General features: G+C 70.3%; 15 protein-coding genes. 13 read left to right on the top strand and 2 right to left on the bottom strand.

The annotated features are described in order from the left end of the window. The first annotated feature begins 53 nt into the window (after positions 1 to 53). The 7 genes from ABZV06_RS12595 to ABZV06_RS12625 all read left to right on the top strand — a co-directional run bounded on the left by ABZV06_RS12595 (position 54) and on the right by ABZV06_RS12625 (position 4,626). Complete coding sequence (locus ABZV06_RS12595; protein WP_355243983.1) at positions 54 to 470, top strand: hypothetical protein; 417 nt, start codon at positions 54 to 56, stop codon at positions 468 to 470. Then, on the top strand, positions 467 to 1,906 hold the full coding sequence (locus tag ABZV06_RS12600) for a caspase family protein (RefSeq protein ID WP_355620965.1): 1,440 nt from the start codon (positions 467 to 469) through the stop codon (positions 1,904 to 1,906). The genes ABZV06_RS12595 and ABZV06_RS12600 overlap by 4 nt, the downstream gene beginning before the upstream one ends. 111 nt (positions 1,907 to 2,017) lie before the next feature. Then, positions 2,018 to 2,485: an NUDIX domain-containing protein gene (locus ABZV06_RS12605; protein ID WP_355620968.1), complete on the top strand. Its 468-nt coding sequence runs from the start codon at positions 2,018 to 2,020 to the stop codon at positions 2,483 to 2,485. A gap of 152 nt (positions 2,486 to 2,637) precedes the next feature. Next, positions 2,638 to 3,210 (top strand): GNAT family protein, encoded by a 573-nt coding sequence (locus ABZV06_RS12610; RefSeq protein WP_355620970.1) that lies wholly within the window; start codon positions 2,638 to 2,640, stop codon positions 3,208 to 3,210. A 112-nt stretch (positions 3,211 to 3,322) separates the two neighbouring features. Beyond that, complete coding sequence (locus tag ABZV06_RS12615) at positions 3,323 to 4,150, top strand: TIGR02452 family protein (RefSeq protein WP_355620973.1); 828 nt, start codon at positions 3,323 to 3,325, stop codon at positions 4,148 to 4,150. Continuing rightward, positions 4,131 to 4,277, top strand: a complete 147-nt coding sequence (locus tag ABZV06_RS12620; RefSeq protein ID WP_355243969.1) for a hypothetical protein — start codon at positions 4,131 to 4,133, stop codon at positions 4,275 to 4,277. The genes ABZV06_RS12615 and ABZV06_RS12620 overlap by 20 nt, the downstream gene beginning before the upstream one ends. 175 nt (positions 4,278 to 4,452) lie before the next feature. Beyond that, positions 4,453 to 4,626: a hypothetical protein gene (locus ABZV06_RS12625; protein ID WP_355620976.1), complete on the top strand. Its 174-nt coding sequence runs from the start codon at positions 4,453 to 4,455 to the stop codon at positions 4,624 to 4,626. Between the two features lie 153 nt (positions 4,627 to 4,779). Here ABZV06_RS12625 and ABZV06_RS12630 read toward each other — a convergent pair whose 3' ends face one another. After that, positions 4,780 to 5,793 (bottom strand): aminoglycoside phosphotransferase family protein, encoded by a 1,014-nt coding sequence (locus ABZV06_RS12630; RefSeq protein ID WP_355243964.1) that lies wholly within the window; start codon positions 5,791 to 5,793, stop codon positions 4,780 to 4,782. Further along, positions 5,790 to 8,264: a hypothetical protein gene (locus ABZV06_RS12635; RefSeq protein WP_355620979.1), complete on the bottom strand. Its 2,475-nt coding sequence runs from the start codon at positions 8,262 to 8,264 to the stop codon at positions 5,790 to 5,792. Before ABZV06_RS12635 ends, ABZV06_RS12630 begins: the two co-directional genes overlap by 4 nt. 332 nt (positions 8,265 to 8,596) lie before the next feature. Here ABZV06_RS12635 and ABZV06_RS12640 point away from each other — a divergent pair, with 332 nt between their 5' ends. The 6 genes from ABZV06_RS12640 (at position 8,597) to ABZV06_RS12665 (ending at position 15,390) form a co-directional block, all read left to right on the top strand. Further along, positions 8,597 to 11,782, top strand: a complete 3,186-nt coding sequence (locus tag ABZV06_RS12640; RefSeq protein ID WP_355620981.1) for a penicillin acylase family protein — start codon at positions 8,597 to 8,599, stop codon at positions 11,780 to 11,782. 114 nt (positions 11,783 to 11,896) lie between these two features. Then, the gene (locus tag ABZV06_RS12645; RefSeq protein WP_355620984.1) at positions 11,897 to 12,154 is read left to right on the top strand and encodes a hypothetical protein; all 258 of its coding nucleotides are present in this window, start codon (positions 11,897 to 11,899) and stop codon (positions 12,152 to 12,154) included. A gap of 158 nt (positions 12,155 to 12,312) precedes the next feature. Continuing rightward, a complete protein-coding gene (locus tag ABZV06_RS12650) occupies positions 12,313 to 13,167 on the top strand; it encodes a hypothetical protein (protein ID WP_355620986.1) in 855 nt (284 codons plus the stop codon). Beyond that, positions 13,160 to 13,660, top strand: coding sequence for a SigE family RNA polymerase sigma factor (locus ABZV06_RS12655; protein WP_355620989.1), 501 nt, complete (start codon positions 13,160 to 13,162; stop codon positions 13,658 to 13,660). Before ABZV06_RS12650 ends, ABZV06_RS12655 begins: the two co-directional genes overlap by 8 nt. A gap of 199 nt (positions 13,661 to 13,859) precedes the next feature. Then, the gene (locus ABZV06_RS12660; RefSeq protein ID WP_355620992.1) at positions 13,860 to 14,474 is read left to right on the top strand and encodes a hypothetical protein; all 615 of its coding nucleotides are present in this window, start codon (positions 13,860 to 13,862) and stop codon (positions 14,472 to 14,474) included. Then, on the top strand, positions 14,467 to 15,390 hold the full coding sequence (locus ABZV06_RS12665) for a serine hydrolase (protein WP_355243948.1): 924 nt from the start codon (positions 14,467 to 14,469) through the stop codon (positions 15,388 to 15,390). The genes ABZV06_RS12660 and ABZV06_RS12665 overlap by 8 nt, the downstream gene beginning before the upstream one ends. Positions 15,391 to 15,418: the final 28 nt, after the last annotated feature.

Here is a 15,418-nt window from a genome sequence, read left to right on the forward strand (position 1 = left end):
GGGGGCGCCTCCGTCGTCGGCCACGCGTGAGCAGCTTCTTGTGCCTCCCGAGTATGGTGGTCGATGTCCAGCCGGTGGTGCCGAGGGGAGTGGCGTTGCGGGTACGGATCCTCGCGGATGGTCCCGCCGAGCTCAACGCCCTGTACGGCTGGCTGCGCATCGACCCGGCACTCGCCCGGAAGGCCGACGTACGGTCCGCCCCGCCGCCCGCGGGCAGCATGGGCGCTCTCGACGTGGTGGACGTGGTCCTGACCCACGCGACCGCGGTGTCCAGCCTCGCGGTGTCGGTGCTGGCCTGGTGGCAGAGCCGGCCCAGGTCCTCCTCGGTCACCATCGTCCGGTCCGACGGACACCGCCTCACCGTCGACGACGCGTCGCAGGTGACCGCCGAGATGATCGCCCAGTTCCTGGCCGCCGACCACACAGCCAGCGACGGTCCTGACGGGGACGCCCGCCCTCCGTCGCCGTGACCGTCGGTCTGCCCGATCCGGCGGGCTCACGGGCCGTCCTGATCGGAGTGTCCCGATACCAGGCGATGCCCGGCATCCCCGGTGCCGAGCGCAACGTGCGCCGCCTCTACGCCCTGCTGACCGATCCGACCGTCTGGGGCCTGCCACCCGAGCACTGTCGTATGGTCATCGACCCCACCTCCGGCGAGGAGGTGCTGAGGGCCGTGCACGAGGCGTCCTTGGCCGCGACCGACGCGCTGGTGGTGTACTTCGCCGGTCACGGCCTGCTCGACGACGTCGCCGAGCTGTACCTCGCGTTGCCCGAGGCCAGCCGCGAGCGGCTGTGGGGCGCCGTCCGCTTCGCCGACGTCCGCCGCGAGATCGTCACCGCCGCCCGGGGCTGCCGCGCGAAGGTCGTGCTGCTCGACTGCTGCTACAGCGGACGGGCCATGGCCGGATTCATGTCCGAGCCGGGTCAACTGGCCGACCAGGCCGTCGTCGAGGGCGCCTACCTGATGACGGCCACCGCCGAGAACATGCCGGCGATCGCCGCGGTCGGTGACGAGTACACCGCCTTCACCGGCGCGCTGGTGCAGGTGCTCCAGGACGGCGTACCTGGCGGGCCCCGCCTGCTCGACATGGACACCCTGTTCACCGAGGTCGACCAGAGCCTGCACGCGCGGAACCGTCCGCGGCCGCAGCGCCGCAGCCGAAACGGCGGGCACCGGATCGCCATCGCCCGCAACCGCGCCGCCGCCACCGAGCCGGACGGCACCTCGCACGAGGTGCGGGTCGAGGAGCCGGCTTCGCCCGGACCGGCCATTCGACCGGGGCACCGGTGGACGCGCGGGCGGTCGGTGTGGGCCGGCGTCCTCGGCGCACTTGTGTCGCTCCTGGCGGTCGTTGGTTGGCAGACTGGCCTGCTGGGGGGCGGGCCGGGGGCCTCCGATGGCAGGAGCGCGACCCAGAGGCCCAGCACCTCCACGGCTCCGTCCGGCCCTGCTCCCTCCGGCCCTGCTCCCTCCAGTTCCGCTCCCTCCAGCTCTGCCCCGCCGGCGGTCACGGCGTCGCCCGCGCCCGCGCGGGGTGGCGCGCCCGTCGAGATCGCCCTGTCGGAAGCTTCCGACCGCAAGATGCCCGTCGGCAGCACCCCCGACGGGTCGATCCGGGTCCGCGTTCTTGAGTGGGACACCAGTGAACAGCGAATCGGCTTCTTCGTGGTGAATGCGGAACAGACCTGCACGGTCAGCGCCGCGAGGGTCGGCCAGTCAGTGGTGATTCCGGAATCCGGTGGTGGGTGGATCTGGATCGTCGTGGAAGACGTCCGGACCGAGGTCCTCGGGGATGATGCCGGCGAGGTCTACCTCCGTGGGCTCCTCTCGGTGTCCCGTGGTGCCGGCTCCCCTCCCAGGAACGACGTCGCCTGTACGAGGCCCGGTCCAGCCGGTTCCGGTTGATGGCGACCGCACCGAGCAGGTGAGCCGTCAGCTGCCGCTGCGACGGCGGTGAACGTGCGTGTCGTGCCTGGTAGAGCGGCTGCCGCGGGGTGTGACGGCTACCGTGTCCGGATGGCTATCTCGTCGCACCTGGCTCGGCTGCGGGCCGTCATCGGCCACGAGTTGATCCAGCTGCCGTCGGTGGTGGTCCTCGTCGTCGACGACGACGCACGCCTCCTGCTCGTACGTCACACCGGCGAGCAGAACGGTTGGGCGGTGCCCGGGGGTGCGGTCGACATCGGAGAATCCGCGGCCGAGGCGGCCGCGCGTGAGATCCGTGAGGAGATCGGCGTCCAGATCAGCCAGCCGCGGCTGCTGACGGTGCTCGGTGGCACCGACTACGAGGTGACCTACGCCAACGGCGATCGGGTCGCCTACGTCCCCGCCGTCTACGAGGCAGGGATCGTCGACGGGACACCGGTCCCGGACCAGGAGGAGATCAGCGAGCTGGACTGGTTCACCCGGTCGCAGCTCCAGAGCGTGGACCTCAACCGGTTCAGCCGGGCGCTGCTGCGGGCCACGGGCCACCTCGCCAGTTGACGGCGGCACAGTTTCCACAGGACCGGGTCTGGCCTGTCGGAGCGAGCTCACGCGGTCCTGGCCCTCTGCGTGACGCGATGCGCGTCCACCTACGGCCGCTGTCGGGCGTTCGGGGGCAGCGGACGGCGGGGCGCATCACTACGGTGCCAAGGGTGGACAGTTGCGATCCGTTGGTGGCCGGCGTCGTGCACCACGCGCCCGGCTCGACCGTACGGCTGCGTCCGGTGGTCGAGGACGACGTGGCGATGTTGCGCCGGTTCGCGGTCGAGCCCGGGCTGATCGGGCTCGACTGGGCTGGCTTCCGGGATGCCGCCGCGCCGGCTCGCCGCCTCGCCGAGGACGGCTATCTCGGCGAGCGCACCGGCGGCCTGATCGTGCAGGTCGAGCCGGCGGCGGACTCCCGGGCGGGCTTCCTCAGCTATTCCCAGGGCCAGTACGGCGGTCGGGCGCCCTATTGGGAGATCGGGATCGTCCTACTGCCCGAGTGGCGCGGCCAGGGCATCGGCTGGCGGGCCCAGGCACTGCTCTGCGACTACCTGTTCAGCCACACCCCGGCCCAGCGCATCCAGGCCAGCACGCATGCGGAGAACGTCGCCGAGCAGCGGTCGCTGGAGAAGGCTGGTTTCCAGTTGGAGGGCGTCGTGCGGGCGTGCGAGTTCCGGGCCGGTGCCTGGCGCGACGGGTGGCTCTACAGCCGGCTGCGCGACGACCGTTCACCGCTGTGATCACCGTCCACCGCCTCGAGCGGGATCGGGAGAACTGCCTGTCGGTAACCGTCTGTCTGCCTGGCCTGCTGGTTGTGCACGCCCCTCACCTCCCGACGCGCGGGGTGGACCGGTGAGCGACAGTCTTCGTGAGATCGCTCGCCAGACGGTGGCGATCGCCGAGTCGGGGCGCTACCGCAGTGGCAACGGTGTTGATGTCGTCCTCGGCGAGGCGGTACGCGCCGCGGTCGCCGGCACGCGGCATCACCTCCCGGACGAAATGCTCGCGGTGCCGGACGCGGCACCCGGCGCCGCGCGGGTGGAGGTGACACACGAGTCGACGTTGCAGGCGGCGTACCGCCTCGGGCCCGGTGCGGCGTGTCTGGTGTTCGCGTCGGCGAGGAGCCCGGGCGGCGGGTTCCTGAACGGGGCACAGGCGCAGGAGGAGAGCATCGCTCGCTCGTCGGCGTTGTACCCGTGTCTGAGCGCCGCGCCCGAGTTCTACGCGTTCCACCGTGGGCAGCACGATCTGCGGTACAGCGACAGGGTCATCTACTCCCCGCTCGTGCCGGTGTTCCGGGACGACGACGCAAATCTGCTCGAGCAGCCGTACACGACGTCGTTCCTGACCGCCGCGGCACCGAACCTCGGCGCGATCGTCCGTAACCAGCCCGCGCATGTGCCGGACGTGCCGGCGGTGCTGGCCCGGCGTGCGCGGCGGGTGCTGGAGGTCGCCGCCGCCCACGGACACCGTTCGATCGTGTTGGGCGCCTGGGGGTGCGGGGTGTTCCGCAACGATCCCGCCACGGTGGCCGGCGCGTTCGCCGAGGCTCTGCACGTGGTCGACCGATTCGACCACGTGGTGTTCGCCATCCACGACGGCCTTCCGGGCACCCCCGTGTATCGCGCCTTCGTGAAACGCCTGGCGGGATCTGCCGAGGATGCGCCAGCGTCGGGTTAGTGCCGCACGGGACGACGAGAAGCTGCCCGACTACCTGCGTGAGTACGGCGAGATTTGGACGGCAAAGCCGAAGGTGCTCGTGTCCCGGGGCGTCACGATGCACCGGTACACCGTCCGCCTGCCCTGACGACGCCAGCTACGCCGAAGGCGCACGCTCCTGCCGTACGGCGACATCCCCGGCAGCGGGTACGCGATCCGGTCGGGCGACGAAGGCGGGGCGACGGGTGTTGCTGAACGCCGGCCCCGCCGCCACCGACGAATCGATCGCCGGGCTGGCTGAGTACGGCGAGATCCTCGGCTAGGTGCTCGACCCCGGCGACTACCCGGAGTTGACCGCAGCCGTACGCGCCAACGCCTTCGGTGCCGCCGAGGAATGGATCGACGACTCTGATGTCGCCTTCGGGATCGATCTGCTCCTCGACGGCATCGAGGCGCTCATCGCCCGCAGCGCCCGCGACGAGCCCGCGCGCGACTAGCGCCTGTTCCACAAGAACTGGCTGGCTGCGGCGGGCCCGGACGACATCCGGCGGCGTTGCGGTGGCGAGCCGCCGCCACTACGTCGCTTTCGGGTACGCCGTCAACCCCTCAGCGGCCACCCCGCACCCAGGCGAGGGCGGCGACGTCTGCCGTCATGAGTGGGAGCGGTGAGAGGCGACCCAGTCGGCGAACCCCGCGCGTACGTCGTCCAGGCTGATCGGCGCGGTCATGCCCCACCGCGGCCGGGCCGCGTTGAGCTTGCCGGCCATCGACCGGATCATGTCCTCCTCCGGGTATGGATACGGACCGCCCGCGACGAACAGTTGCGCGTATCGGATGGTGTCCACGATGGAGGATTTGATGCGCTCGTGGCCGAGGTACCCGTCGAGATCCGGCTCCCACCGGGCCAGATGCTCGGCCGGCATGGCAGCCTGCCAATGCTCGAGCAACACCGTCTCCTCGGCCGGCAGGTACGTCATCTTGTGGAGGTGAACGGCGAGGTCGTAGACCGGATCACCCCACAGGGCCAGCTCCCAGTCCAGGAAGACGCTGGCGCCGTTGTCGACAATGATGTTCTTGCGGTGCACGTCGGCGTGGACGCAGACGAACGGCCGAGACGTGAACGTGGGCCACATGTGGTCAAGCGCCGTCAGCGGGTCATCCGGAATGCCGAACCTGTCGAACAGTGGTCGGTACTCGTCGACCGAGGTGTCGTAGATCCACTGGGTGATTCGGGCTAGACGGCGTCCGAAGCCGCCGCTGTCGCCGTCGGCAGGCCAGTCGTCGGGTATCGGCGGCAGCTTGTCCCTGGGGACGTCGACTAGCTGCCGAAAGAGCCTCGCCACGTCATCCGGGACGTGCGGCGGGCAGGCGGTGCCGCGTGGTGCGATGTCGTTGAGCACGTCACCGGGGATGAACTGGTGGATCTGGAAGGCCGGATCGTCGTTGAGGAACAGCAGCCGCGGCGCCTCGATAACGTACGGCGCGATGGCCGGCAGCAGATCCTCCTCGCGCCACAATCGCAGGTCCATGACGTCCGCGCCGTGGATAGGGATCCGGACGATGACTGGTCCCGACTCGACCTCGACCCGGATGTTGTGGTTGTAGTAGCCGGCGGCGGCATCCACCCGCGACCGGGCCCGGTCGTAGATTTCCGTCCACGTCATGCCCGTTCCTCCAGGAGCGCCGCCACCAGTTGCCTGCCACGTTCCTCTAACGCGACGAGGGTGTCCAGCGCATCGATCTGGTCGCGGGCCACCGCAACGGAGTCGGTAACCCGCTGGTCGCGTTCGCCGAGGGCGTCGAGGAGCTGCCCAGCCAACACGATCAGGTTCGGGTAGACCTCCGCCTCGACCAGTTCGGTGACGGCCCAACGCGCGGCGTCCACAGCGTCGGCGCGGCGCCCCCGCCTGACGTCGAGGAAGGCCCGGAACAGCTCCGCCCGAGCACGCCCGGAGCGATAACCCGCCTTGTCCAAGGCCTCGGCTGCGGCCCGGAACGAGCCGGCCGACTCGTCGTACCGGCCGAGCCGGAGCTGCGCGATGGCCAGTGCCGTGAACGCCTTGCCGATCTCGTGCTGGGCGCCCATGGTGCGCTGCACCTCGATCGCCACCATCGCGGCCGGCACCGCGTCCGCCGGGTTAGTCCAGGCCAGCAGCTCGGCGCGGTTGGTCTTGAGGTTCGCCAACCCCACCACCGTGTCCGCCCGTCGGTACAACTCGTAGGCGTGATTCCACTGTTGCTCCGAGGCCGGGAAGTCGAGGGCGAACCGGTGCCCGAGGTGTAGCAGCCGAGCTACGTCCCCGCGCAGCACCGCGTCGTCCTCCGGGCAACCGGCGAGGATCTGCTCGGACATGGCGAACGCGGCCCGGAACCGGCCCTGCCACATCTCGATGTCCGCGAGACAGACACCCGCTCGATGCCGTACCGGTCCCGGGTGGTTCTCCCAGACCTCGGCGAACAACCGACGGGCCGCCTCGGTGGCGCCGCCGATCCGGCGTCCGTGGGCGGCGGCGAGCGCCAGCCGGGCACCCACCACCTCGTCCACCGGCCAGTCGAGCGTCGACGTGAGCGTCGTGGCGGCCGGCGCGTCACCCAGCACGACGGCCGCCTCAGCCTCCATACATCGCAGCGTGGCGGCCAGCTCGGGCGCGTCGCCGCTCTCACCGACGAACTCCTGGAGGTCGCGCCGCACCCCGTCCACCGCCTGCTTACCGCCACAGTTCAGTGCCTGGTCGGCGTACTCCAGTAGTCTCGCGCCGTCGACGTCCCCGGCGTGTAGCGCGGAGTAGGCGGTCTCCCGGATGGCCCTAGCCCTGGTCGCCACCCCGTCCTCCGTGCGTGCGGCCTGTCCGGACCGGTCCGCCCAGATGTCGCGCAGGAGCCGGTGTACGTCCCGGGCTGTGGCCGGCGAGACGTGCGTGCTCAGGGCGGACCGCATGAGTTGGTGCAGCCGATGACCGTGCTGGCCGGCCTTGTAGACGAACGAGTAGGCCGTGAGTGACTCCCAGGCCGGCCGGTGCCGAGGCAGGTCGAACGCGTCGGCGAGTGCCTGGAAGATCTCGAAGTCGAAGATCCGGGGGATGCTCAGCAATTCCAGGGTGCGGATCTCCTGGCCGCCCACGTGTTGCAGGAAGCGCTGGACGATCTCCTCGGGGGAGACGGCGCGTCCCGGATCGCCCGCGGCGGTCCAGGTGTCGATAGCCAGATGCAGATAGAACGGAAGGCCGGCACTCGCCCGGGCGATAGCGTCTCGATCCGCCGCGTCGGCGATGCCGCTCTCGGTCAGCAGCTCCAGCCGGGCATTCATCGGCAGCCCATCCACCTGGCACTGACGAGTCACCGTGGCCCAGCTCGGATCGTACGCGTGCCAGCGCAGCGGTTCGCGGCTGGCGACCACGACGAGACCCCGGTCGAGCTGTGCCACAAGGTCACGCAGCCAGACGTCGAGCATCGAGGCGCGGCCGGCCCGGACCGAGACCGACACCAGTGCCTCGTACGCGTCGACGAAGATGACGTACGGCCGTTCGGCGCTCGACTCCCGCAGATCCTCGGCGAACAGGAAGGTGACGGCGTCGACCAGGTCGACGTTGGAGAGGTCGTCGAGCGAGCGCAAGGTGTCGTCGATCCGGATCTGACGTCGACGACGCGCGCCTGTCGTTGCCCGCTCCGCCAACTTCACGAGGCCGATAGCCGTGCCGAACACCGGAATTCCGGACACGTCATCGAGGATCTGGGTGAGGGCCTCGCTCTCCTCGATGAATGGCAGTTCCTTGGCAGTGAGCCGCAGATGTGGGTGCAGCCGCTGCCAGTACACGGCGTAGCCGATGTCGAAACGGTCGAACCGCACCCCCTGTCGGCCCAGCTCCACCCTCAGTACGGCGAGGGCGTCTTCCTGCTGACGCATGGCGGGCACCTGGAGATCGAGAGTGGCCGTGCGGCGACCCTCGCCGGCCCGGTCGCGCAACTCGCGCAGCAACCTTGACTTGCCGATGCCGCCCACCCCGACGACATTGAGCACCCGAATGCCAGCGCCGACGTTCGCCAACTCCTCGGCGTACGTCTCCAGGATGGACTCGCGGTTGACGAATCGTCGGCGCAGCGCGGCCACGCGGCGAAACCTCGGCTCCAGCGGCATCCCGCAGTCCCTTCGGGGTCATGCGCTACGTGGTCGTGTGACGACCGATGCGCCGTGACTGTACCGGCAGGTGGCAACACGCTCAGCGATCCGCTGACTGCCGCAGCTCAGCGTTGAGTAGCAAAGACGGTCGACGCCCGCTGGCGAAACGTCGGCATTCGCGCGTGGTGAACGACGGGTATCCCTAACGACGGTTCAGCGTCGATCATTGCCCGAGATTGATATGAGTCATTCTCACCTCCGGGTGGAACGCCCGGGCGCGGAGGGCGAGACGTCGGCACCGTAGCCGGGCGAGACCGTACGGCCCGACTCCGCGTCCCCGGAGGATCGCCATGCCCCGTCCCGCACTCCGTACCCGGCTCGCGGCGTTCACCGCCGCCACCCTCACCGCCGGCGTCCTGACGGTGACCCCGCCGTCAGCGGCGCTCGCCGCCACCACGTTCGCCGCCGACGACTACTGCCTCGGCCAGTGCTCCGACATCCTGCCCCCGGGGCAGAACGGCAACGCCACGCTCGTCGCCATCCTGGCGCACCAGGCGCTCGGCACCCGACCGGCGCACTCCAGCGACCAGCTCGACGAGTACGCGAACCTGGTCTACAACTACGCCGGGCTGACCGACGAGCAGATCGCCCACTTCTACAACGACGCCTCGTTCGGCGTACCGGCCGCGCAGGTCGAGAGCACCGTCGCGCCGCGCGCCGACGTCACCATCGTGCGGGACAGGGCCACCGGCGTCCCGCACGTCACCGGCACCACCCGCGCCGGCACCATGTTCGGCGCCGGCTACGCCGGGGCACAGGACCGGCTCTGGGTGATGGACCTGCTGCGGCACGTCGGTCGGGGCAACGTCACCTCGTTCGCCGGGGGCGCGCCCGGCAACCGGGAGCTGGAGCAGAGCGTCTGGGCCAACTCGCCCTACACAGAGGTGGACCTCCAGGCCCAGGTGGACGCGCTGCGTACCAAGGGCGTCCGGGGCCAGCAGCTCTACACCGACGTGGTCGACTACATCGCCGGCATCAACGCCTACATCGACAAGTCGATCGCCGACGACAACTACCCGGGCGAGTACGTGCTCGCCGGCGCGGGCAAGCCGAAGCACTTCACCATGACCGACCTGATCGCCACCGCCGGCGTGATCGGCGGCCTGTTCGGTGGAGGAGGTGGCAGCGAGATCCAGTCCGCGCTGGTCCGGGTGGCCGCCCGGGCCAAGTACGGCACCACCGAGGGTGACCGGGTCTGGGCTGCCTTCCGGTCGCAGAACGATCCGGAGACGGTACTCACCCTCCACGATGGGCAGAGCTTCCCATACGGGGCGACGCCGTCCGGCGCGACCAGCGCGGTGCTCCCCGACGCCGGCACGGTGGTCGCCGAACCCCTGGCCTACGACGCCAGCGGTGGGGCTGCCGCCCGTACCGGGTCGAGCACCGCCACCCAGGGGCTGGTCGGCGGCCTGTCCAACCTGCGCGCGCACGGCATGTCCAACGCGGTGGTGGTCTCCGGGCGGCACACCACCACCGGCAACCCGGTAGCCGTGTTCGGGCCGCAGACCGGCTACTTCGCGCCGCAACTGCTGATGCTCCAGGAGTTGCAGGGGCCGGGGATCAGCGCTCGTGGGGCCGCGTTCGCCGGGCTCAACCTCTACGTGCTGCTCGGCCGCGGCCAGGACTACGCGTGGAGCGCCACCTCCGCCTCGCAGGACCTCACCGACACGTACGCGGTGCCCCTGTGCACCACCGACGGCACCGCGCCGACGCTGCGGTCCAACCGCTACCTCTATCACGGGCAGTGCCTCGCCATGGAGGCGTTGGAGCAGCGCAACTCGTGGTCACCCACGCTGGCCGACTCCACCCCCGCCGGCTCGTACACGCTGCGCGCGCTGCGCACCAAGTACGGGCTGGTCTCCTATCGGGGCCTGGTGAACGGGCAGCCGACGGCCTTCACCAAGCTGCGCTCCACCTACCGGCACGAGGCCGACTCGGCGATCGGATTCCAGGCCTTCAACGACCCGTCGGCGATGGGCAGCGCGGCGGCGTTCCAGGCGTCGTCCGCCAGTGTCGGGTACGCGTTCAACTGGTTCTACGTCAACTCGACCGAGGCGGCGTACTACAACTCCGGCTCGAACCCGGTCCGTTCGTCCGTCACCGACCCGAACCTGCCCGCGAAGGCGGAACCGGCGTACGAGTGGGCCGGCTGGAATCCCGACACCAACGACGCCACGTACGCCCCGGCGTCGGCGCATCCGCAGTCGGTGAACCAGGACTACTACGTCAGCTGGAACAACAAGCAGGCGCGGGACTTCGGGGCGGCCGACGGCAACTTCAGCTTCGGCTCCGTACACCGGGGTCAGCTTCTCGACGGCCCGGTGCGGGCCGCGATCGCCCAACGGAAGCTCGGCCGCGCCGACGTCGTCCAGATCATGGCGGATGCGGCGGTGACCGACCTGCGCGGCCAGCAGGTTCTCGGCGACCTGCTGCGCGTGCTGGACAGCACGCCGGTCACCGACCCGGCGCTGGCCGACGCGGTGGGCAAGCTGCGGGCCTGGCAGCAGGCGGGCGCCCGCCGGGTGGAGACGTCACCCGGCTCGAAGGTCTACCAGCACGCCGACGCCATCCGGATCTTCGACGCCTGGTGGCCGCTGCTGGCCTCGGCGGAGTTCCGCCCCGGGCTCGGGCCGGGGCTCTACGCCGCGTTGGTCGACGCCATCGAGGTCAACGAGGCCCCGTCGGGCGGCCAGAACGGTGGCCGTGACGGCGCGGCGAGCTGGGCGTTGCAGGGTCAGGCGCACAAGGGCTCGTCGTTCCAGCACGGCTGGTGGGGCTACGTCGACAAGGACGTGCGCACTGTGCTCGGCGACCAGGTGTCCGGCGGGCTGGGCCGCGCGTACTGCGGCAACGGCAACCTCGGCGCGTGCCGGCAGGCTCTGCTGGACACGCTCGGTCAGGCCGCCGTGGTGCCGGCCACCACTGTCTATCCGGGCGACAAGTCCTGCGGGGCCGGCGACCAGTGGTGTGCCGACTCGATCGCCCAGTCCGGGCTCGGCGGCATCACCCACCCGCTGATCGCCTGGCAGAACCGCCCCACCTACCAGCAGGTGGTCTCGTTCCCGGCGCGCCGGGGCGACGACGTCACCAACCTGGCCCAGGGCCGCCCGGCGACCGCGTCGAGCACCCAGTTCCTGACCAGCTACACCCCGGACAAGGCGGTCGACGGCAGCCTCGGCAGCCGGTGGGCCAGCAGCTACAACGACAACCAGTGGCTCCGGGTCGACCTCGGCGCTGCCCGCACTGTCAGCCGGGCGGTCCTGCGCTGGGAGTCCGCCTACGCAACCTCGTACCGGATCGAGGTCTCCGGCGACGGCAGCTCCTGGACGCCGGTGTTCACCACCACCGCCGGCAACGGTGGCGTCGACAACGCCACCTTCGCACCGGTCACCGCCCGCTACGCGCGGGTGTACGGCGTCAAGCGGGCCACCTCGTACGGATTCTCGCTCCACGAATTCGAGCTGTACGGACGGTGACCCTCCCCGCAGGGGCGGCGGGAACCATTCGCCGCCCCTGCGGGGACAGGGCCGTGGGGCGACATCGGGGACCTGCGGGCAGCGCCTGACCGGGGCTGTCCGGACAATGGGGGGATGAAGCGAAACGTTCGACTGGGGCAGTTGACCGCAACACGCGCCGACGGCGCGGTGGCGACGGGTGCGGTGGCCACCGGTGCGCGGGCTGCGGGGGCAGCGTCGCTCGGTGCCCTGGCTGTAGGGGCAGCGTCGCTCGGTGCCCTGGCTGTCGGGGCGCTGGTGATCGGGCGGCTGGCCGTCCGTCGGGCGATCGTCCGGGAGCTGCGCGTCGGTCGTTTGGAGATCGGCGAGCTGGTGGTGCACAGCCGAACGTGACTCTCCGGAGACGGCCGAACACGTGCTGAAAGCGCAGCCCAGGTCGAGCGGGGGCAACCGAAATTCGTGCCGAAAAAAGGTGACCAAATCGGCCCTCCGGCCCGTCTCTTAAGTGACGGATGGTCACGGCTGACGGTCGGCCGAGGGGGGTACGGGGCATGGGCGATGTGCGTGGGCGTTTCAGGGACGAACTGGCCCGACACGTCGCCCCACCGTTGGGTGATCTGGTCCAGCAGTCGGTGGTGCAGGGTCGCCGACTGCGCCGTAAGCGCCGCCTGACGCAGCTCGGCGCCGGCGGATCGGCGTTGGCGGTGCTGCTCGTGATCGGCCTGGCCGTCGGGCCACTCGGCGGCGGTGCCGATGGCGGCGGTCGGTCCGGCGAACCGAACGTCGGTTCGTTGGATGGGCTGGTCGACACCGTCACGCCGTCCCCAGATGGCGGGTTCGGTCCGGGCGCCGGAGAGGCGGCCGCGTCGCCGACGCCCAGGACCACGACCACGGTGATCGACAAGGTGCGGATCGGGGCGGGGCCGGACGGCGAGCTGCTGACGACCACACCGCAGGGCGCTCTGGAACTGTTGACCTGGCTCCTGCCGAAGGGGAAGACCAGCGGTTACGCGAGCCTGGAGAGCGGTGGGGCGGGCCCCGGCATGCCGTACGTCCAGATCTATCTGGATCGGGGCGACGGGCCGGGCATGGTGCGGCTCTCGGTCTACCAGGACCACCTCGGCGGCGACCCGGACCCGGGGACGGTGGAGCTGACGGAAGTACCCGGTAACTGCCTGCAGGACAAGATGGTCACGGTGCACCACCGCGACGGCCTGCAGATCGACGTGCTGATCTCCACCTGTCTGGCGTGGGACGGCAAGGAGGCCCCGCCGGCGCCGGCCGTCCTCACCGTGCAGGAGGCGACCTCGATCGCCGCCAACCCGATCTGGGGGACGAGGCTGCCGGCCAAGTTCGTCGAGAGCGGTGCCAAGAACTTCCCGCATCTGGCCAGGTCGAATGGCTGACGAAGACTTCGTGGAATTCGCGCAGGCGGTCGCTGGCCGCCTGCGCGATGCTGCCTTCCTGATGTGCCGGGACTGGCATCTCGCGCAGGACCTCACCCAGACCACGCTGGCCAAGGTGTACGCCAACTGGGGCCGGGTCTGTCGAGCCGACGACCCCTACGCGTACGCCCGCAAGATACTGCTGCGCTGCGTGATCGACCAGCAACGGCGTCGCTCCAGCCGCGAGCTGGCGATTCCGGTACCGCCGGATCGGGGTGAGGAACATCCGGCGGAGCTGCGCATGACCCTGCTCGACGCGGTCGCCACCCTGCCGGTGCGCGATCGGGCGATCATCGTCCTGCGCTACTGGGACGACCTGAGCGTGGAGACGACCGCCGAGGTCGTGGGCGTCTCCACGGCCGTCGTCAAGAGCCAGAGCATGCGCTCCCTCGGCCGGCTGCGCGAGTTGCTCGGCGAGACCCGTTCCGAGCTGTTCGCCGAGGAGCGTCATTGACCGGCCGGGAGGCGGCGGAGCGGATCCCCCGTGGTGTCGGGTCGCCCACCGGCAACGGCCGCGTTTGTCCCGAATTGATGGGGAGGGCACCACCACGTCTCGTCGGCAAGGGCGTGACCTGCGGTGGCAATCATCTGTGTCTGGGGAGGTTTCGGTGTCCGTACCGAGCAGCAGGAGCTGTCGAGGCCCGGTCGCTGTCGTGTCGTTGGTCCTGTCGACGTTTGTGGTGTTGCTCACGGGGTGCCAGCAGGGGGAGCCCGGCGTCGATGCCGACGAGTCGCCCACCGCGGCCGTCGAGCGGAGTGGTCTGAGCATGCTGCTGGGCGCGGGTGATCTGGGTTCGGGCTGGCACGAGGACGACGCCCGGACCGGCCTGCCGCCCTGGCCGTGGGAGCAGGACGACTGCCCCAACTACCTGAGCAGCGACTACACCGCGAAGTCGCACCGGCGCGCTGCGGTCGAGCGTTACTACCGGTTGCCGGACGGCTCGTCACCGGCGCACCATGTCGTGGAGACGTACGAACCTGGATGGGCCGAGCAGAACGTCGATGACGTTCGCCAGGTCCTCCGTCGGTGCGCGAGCTACGTGGTCCACGGTGCGACGGTCTCCTTCGACATCGTCGACTCGCAGTATCTGGGGGGCGTCGGACTGCTCGTCCGAGGCCGCATCTACCATTCCCAGACCCCTGCTACCACGAGGTACTTCGTCATGTTGAAACGAGGCGAGACGGTCTCGACCGTCAGCCTGCCCGACCTGGGCGACCAGGCAGCGGTCGATTCGATCGCGGCGAAGGCGGTGGCCCGCCTTGGCTGAGCGGGGAGGTCGGAAGCTGCCACGCCGCTGGGTCGTCTCCGCGGCCACCATGTCTCTCGCCGGCGTCGCGACGGCCGCCTACGGTGCCACGCGTGCTCGCGACGGTGACGGAGCCAGCTCGTCGCCCGGCCCATCGCCGGCCAAGCCGATCCCCACGACGCCGTCCGTCGACCGGGTCAAGGAGGCGAGGGCCCGTATCGAGGCCTTCGTGAAGCCGTACAAGGGCCATCTGGCGGTAGCGGTACTGGACCGACAGGGGACGGCTACCGTGACGGCCGGCACCGCGCGGTTCGAGACGGCCAGCATCGTCAAGGTCAACATTCTTGCGGCTCTCCTGCTGCGTCAGACGCCACCGGGCAAGGCCCTGAGTTCGGGGACCAGACGGCTGGCCGAGGCCATGATCGAGTCCAGTGACAACGAGGCTGCCGAGACCCTGTGGCTGAAGATCGACGGCTCGCGCGGTCTCACTGCCGCGAACCGCGCGTTCGGTCTGCGGGAGACCAAGCCCAGCGCGCACTGGGGGATAACCACCACCACGGCCGCCGACCAGCTCCGTCTGCTGACCGCGCTGACGTCGTCGAAGGGACCGTTGACCCCGCAGGACCGTACCTTCGTCATGGGCCTGATGAAGAAGGTGATTCCCGAGCAACGATGGGGAGTCACCGCCGGGCGGACGCCGGACGCCCGTTCCGTGTACGTCAAGAACGGCTGGGACACCGCCGACGCCGACGGTGGCCGGTGGATCGTCAACAGCATCGGCCGGATCGTGGAGGACCGCCACGACTGGCTGATCGCCGTGCTCTCCAACCATCACGTCAGCCAGGAGGCGGGCGTCCGCGTCGTCGAGAAGGCCGCCACGTACGTCCTCAAGGAGATGCGCGCCGCCACGGCGGACGACGGCCCCGCGCCCGGATAGGCCGGGGCGTCGCGGCGCACCTCGGACC

It is taken from the genome of Micromonospora sp. NPDC005172, assembly GCF_040608555.1.
Classification (GTDB): Bacteria; Actinomycetota; Actinomycetes; order Mycobacteriales; family Micromonosporaceae; genus Micromonospora.

Coding starts and splice junctions, on each gene's coding strand:
- ABZV06_RS12595 (WP_355243983.1), top strand. CDS start 54: ATGGTGGTCGATGTCCAGCCGGTGGTGCCGAGGGGAGTGGCGTTGCGG.
- ABZV06_RS12645 (WP_355620984.1), top strand. CDS start 11,897: ATGAAGCGAAACGTTCGACTGGGGCAGTTGACCGCAACACGCGCCGAC.
- ABZV06_RS12635 (WP_355620979.1), bottom strand. CDS start 8,264: ATGCCGCTGGAGCCGAGGTTTCGCCGCGTGGCCGCGCTGCGCCGACGA.
- ABZV06_RS12640 (WP_355620981.1), top strand. CDS start 8,597: ATGCCCCGTCCCGCACTCCGTACCCGGCTCGCGGCGTTCACCGCCGCC.
- ABZV06_RS12650 (WP_355620986.1), top strand. CDS start 12,313: ATGGGCGATGTGCGTGGGCGTTTCAGGGACGAACTGGCCCGACACGTC.
- ABZV06_RS12655 (WP_355620989.1), top strand. CDS start 13,160: ATGGCTGACGAAGACTTCGTGGAATTCGCGCAGGCGGTCGCTGGCCGC.
- ABZV06_RS12620 (WP_355243969.1), top strand. CDS start 4,131: ATGCGCCAGCGTCGGGTTAGTGCCGCACGGGACGACGAGAAGCTGCCC.
- ABZV06_RS12630 (WP_355243964.1), bottom strand. CDS start 5,793: ATGACGTGGACGGAAATCTACGACCGGGCCCGGTCGCGGGTGGATGCC.
- ABZV06_RS12605 (WP_355620968.1), top strand. CDS start 2,018: ATGGCTATCTCGTCGCACCTGGCTCGGCTGCGGGCCGTCATCGGCCAC.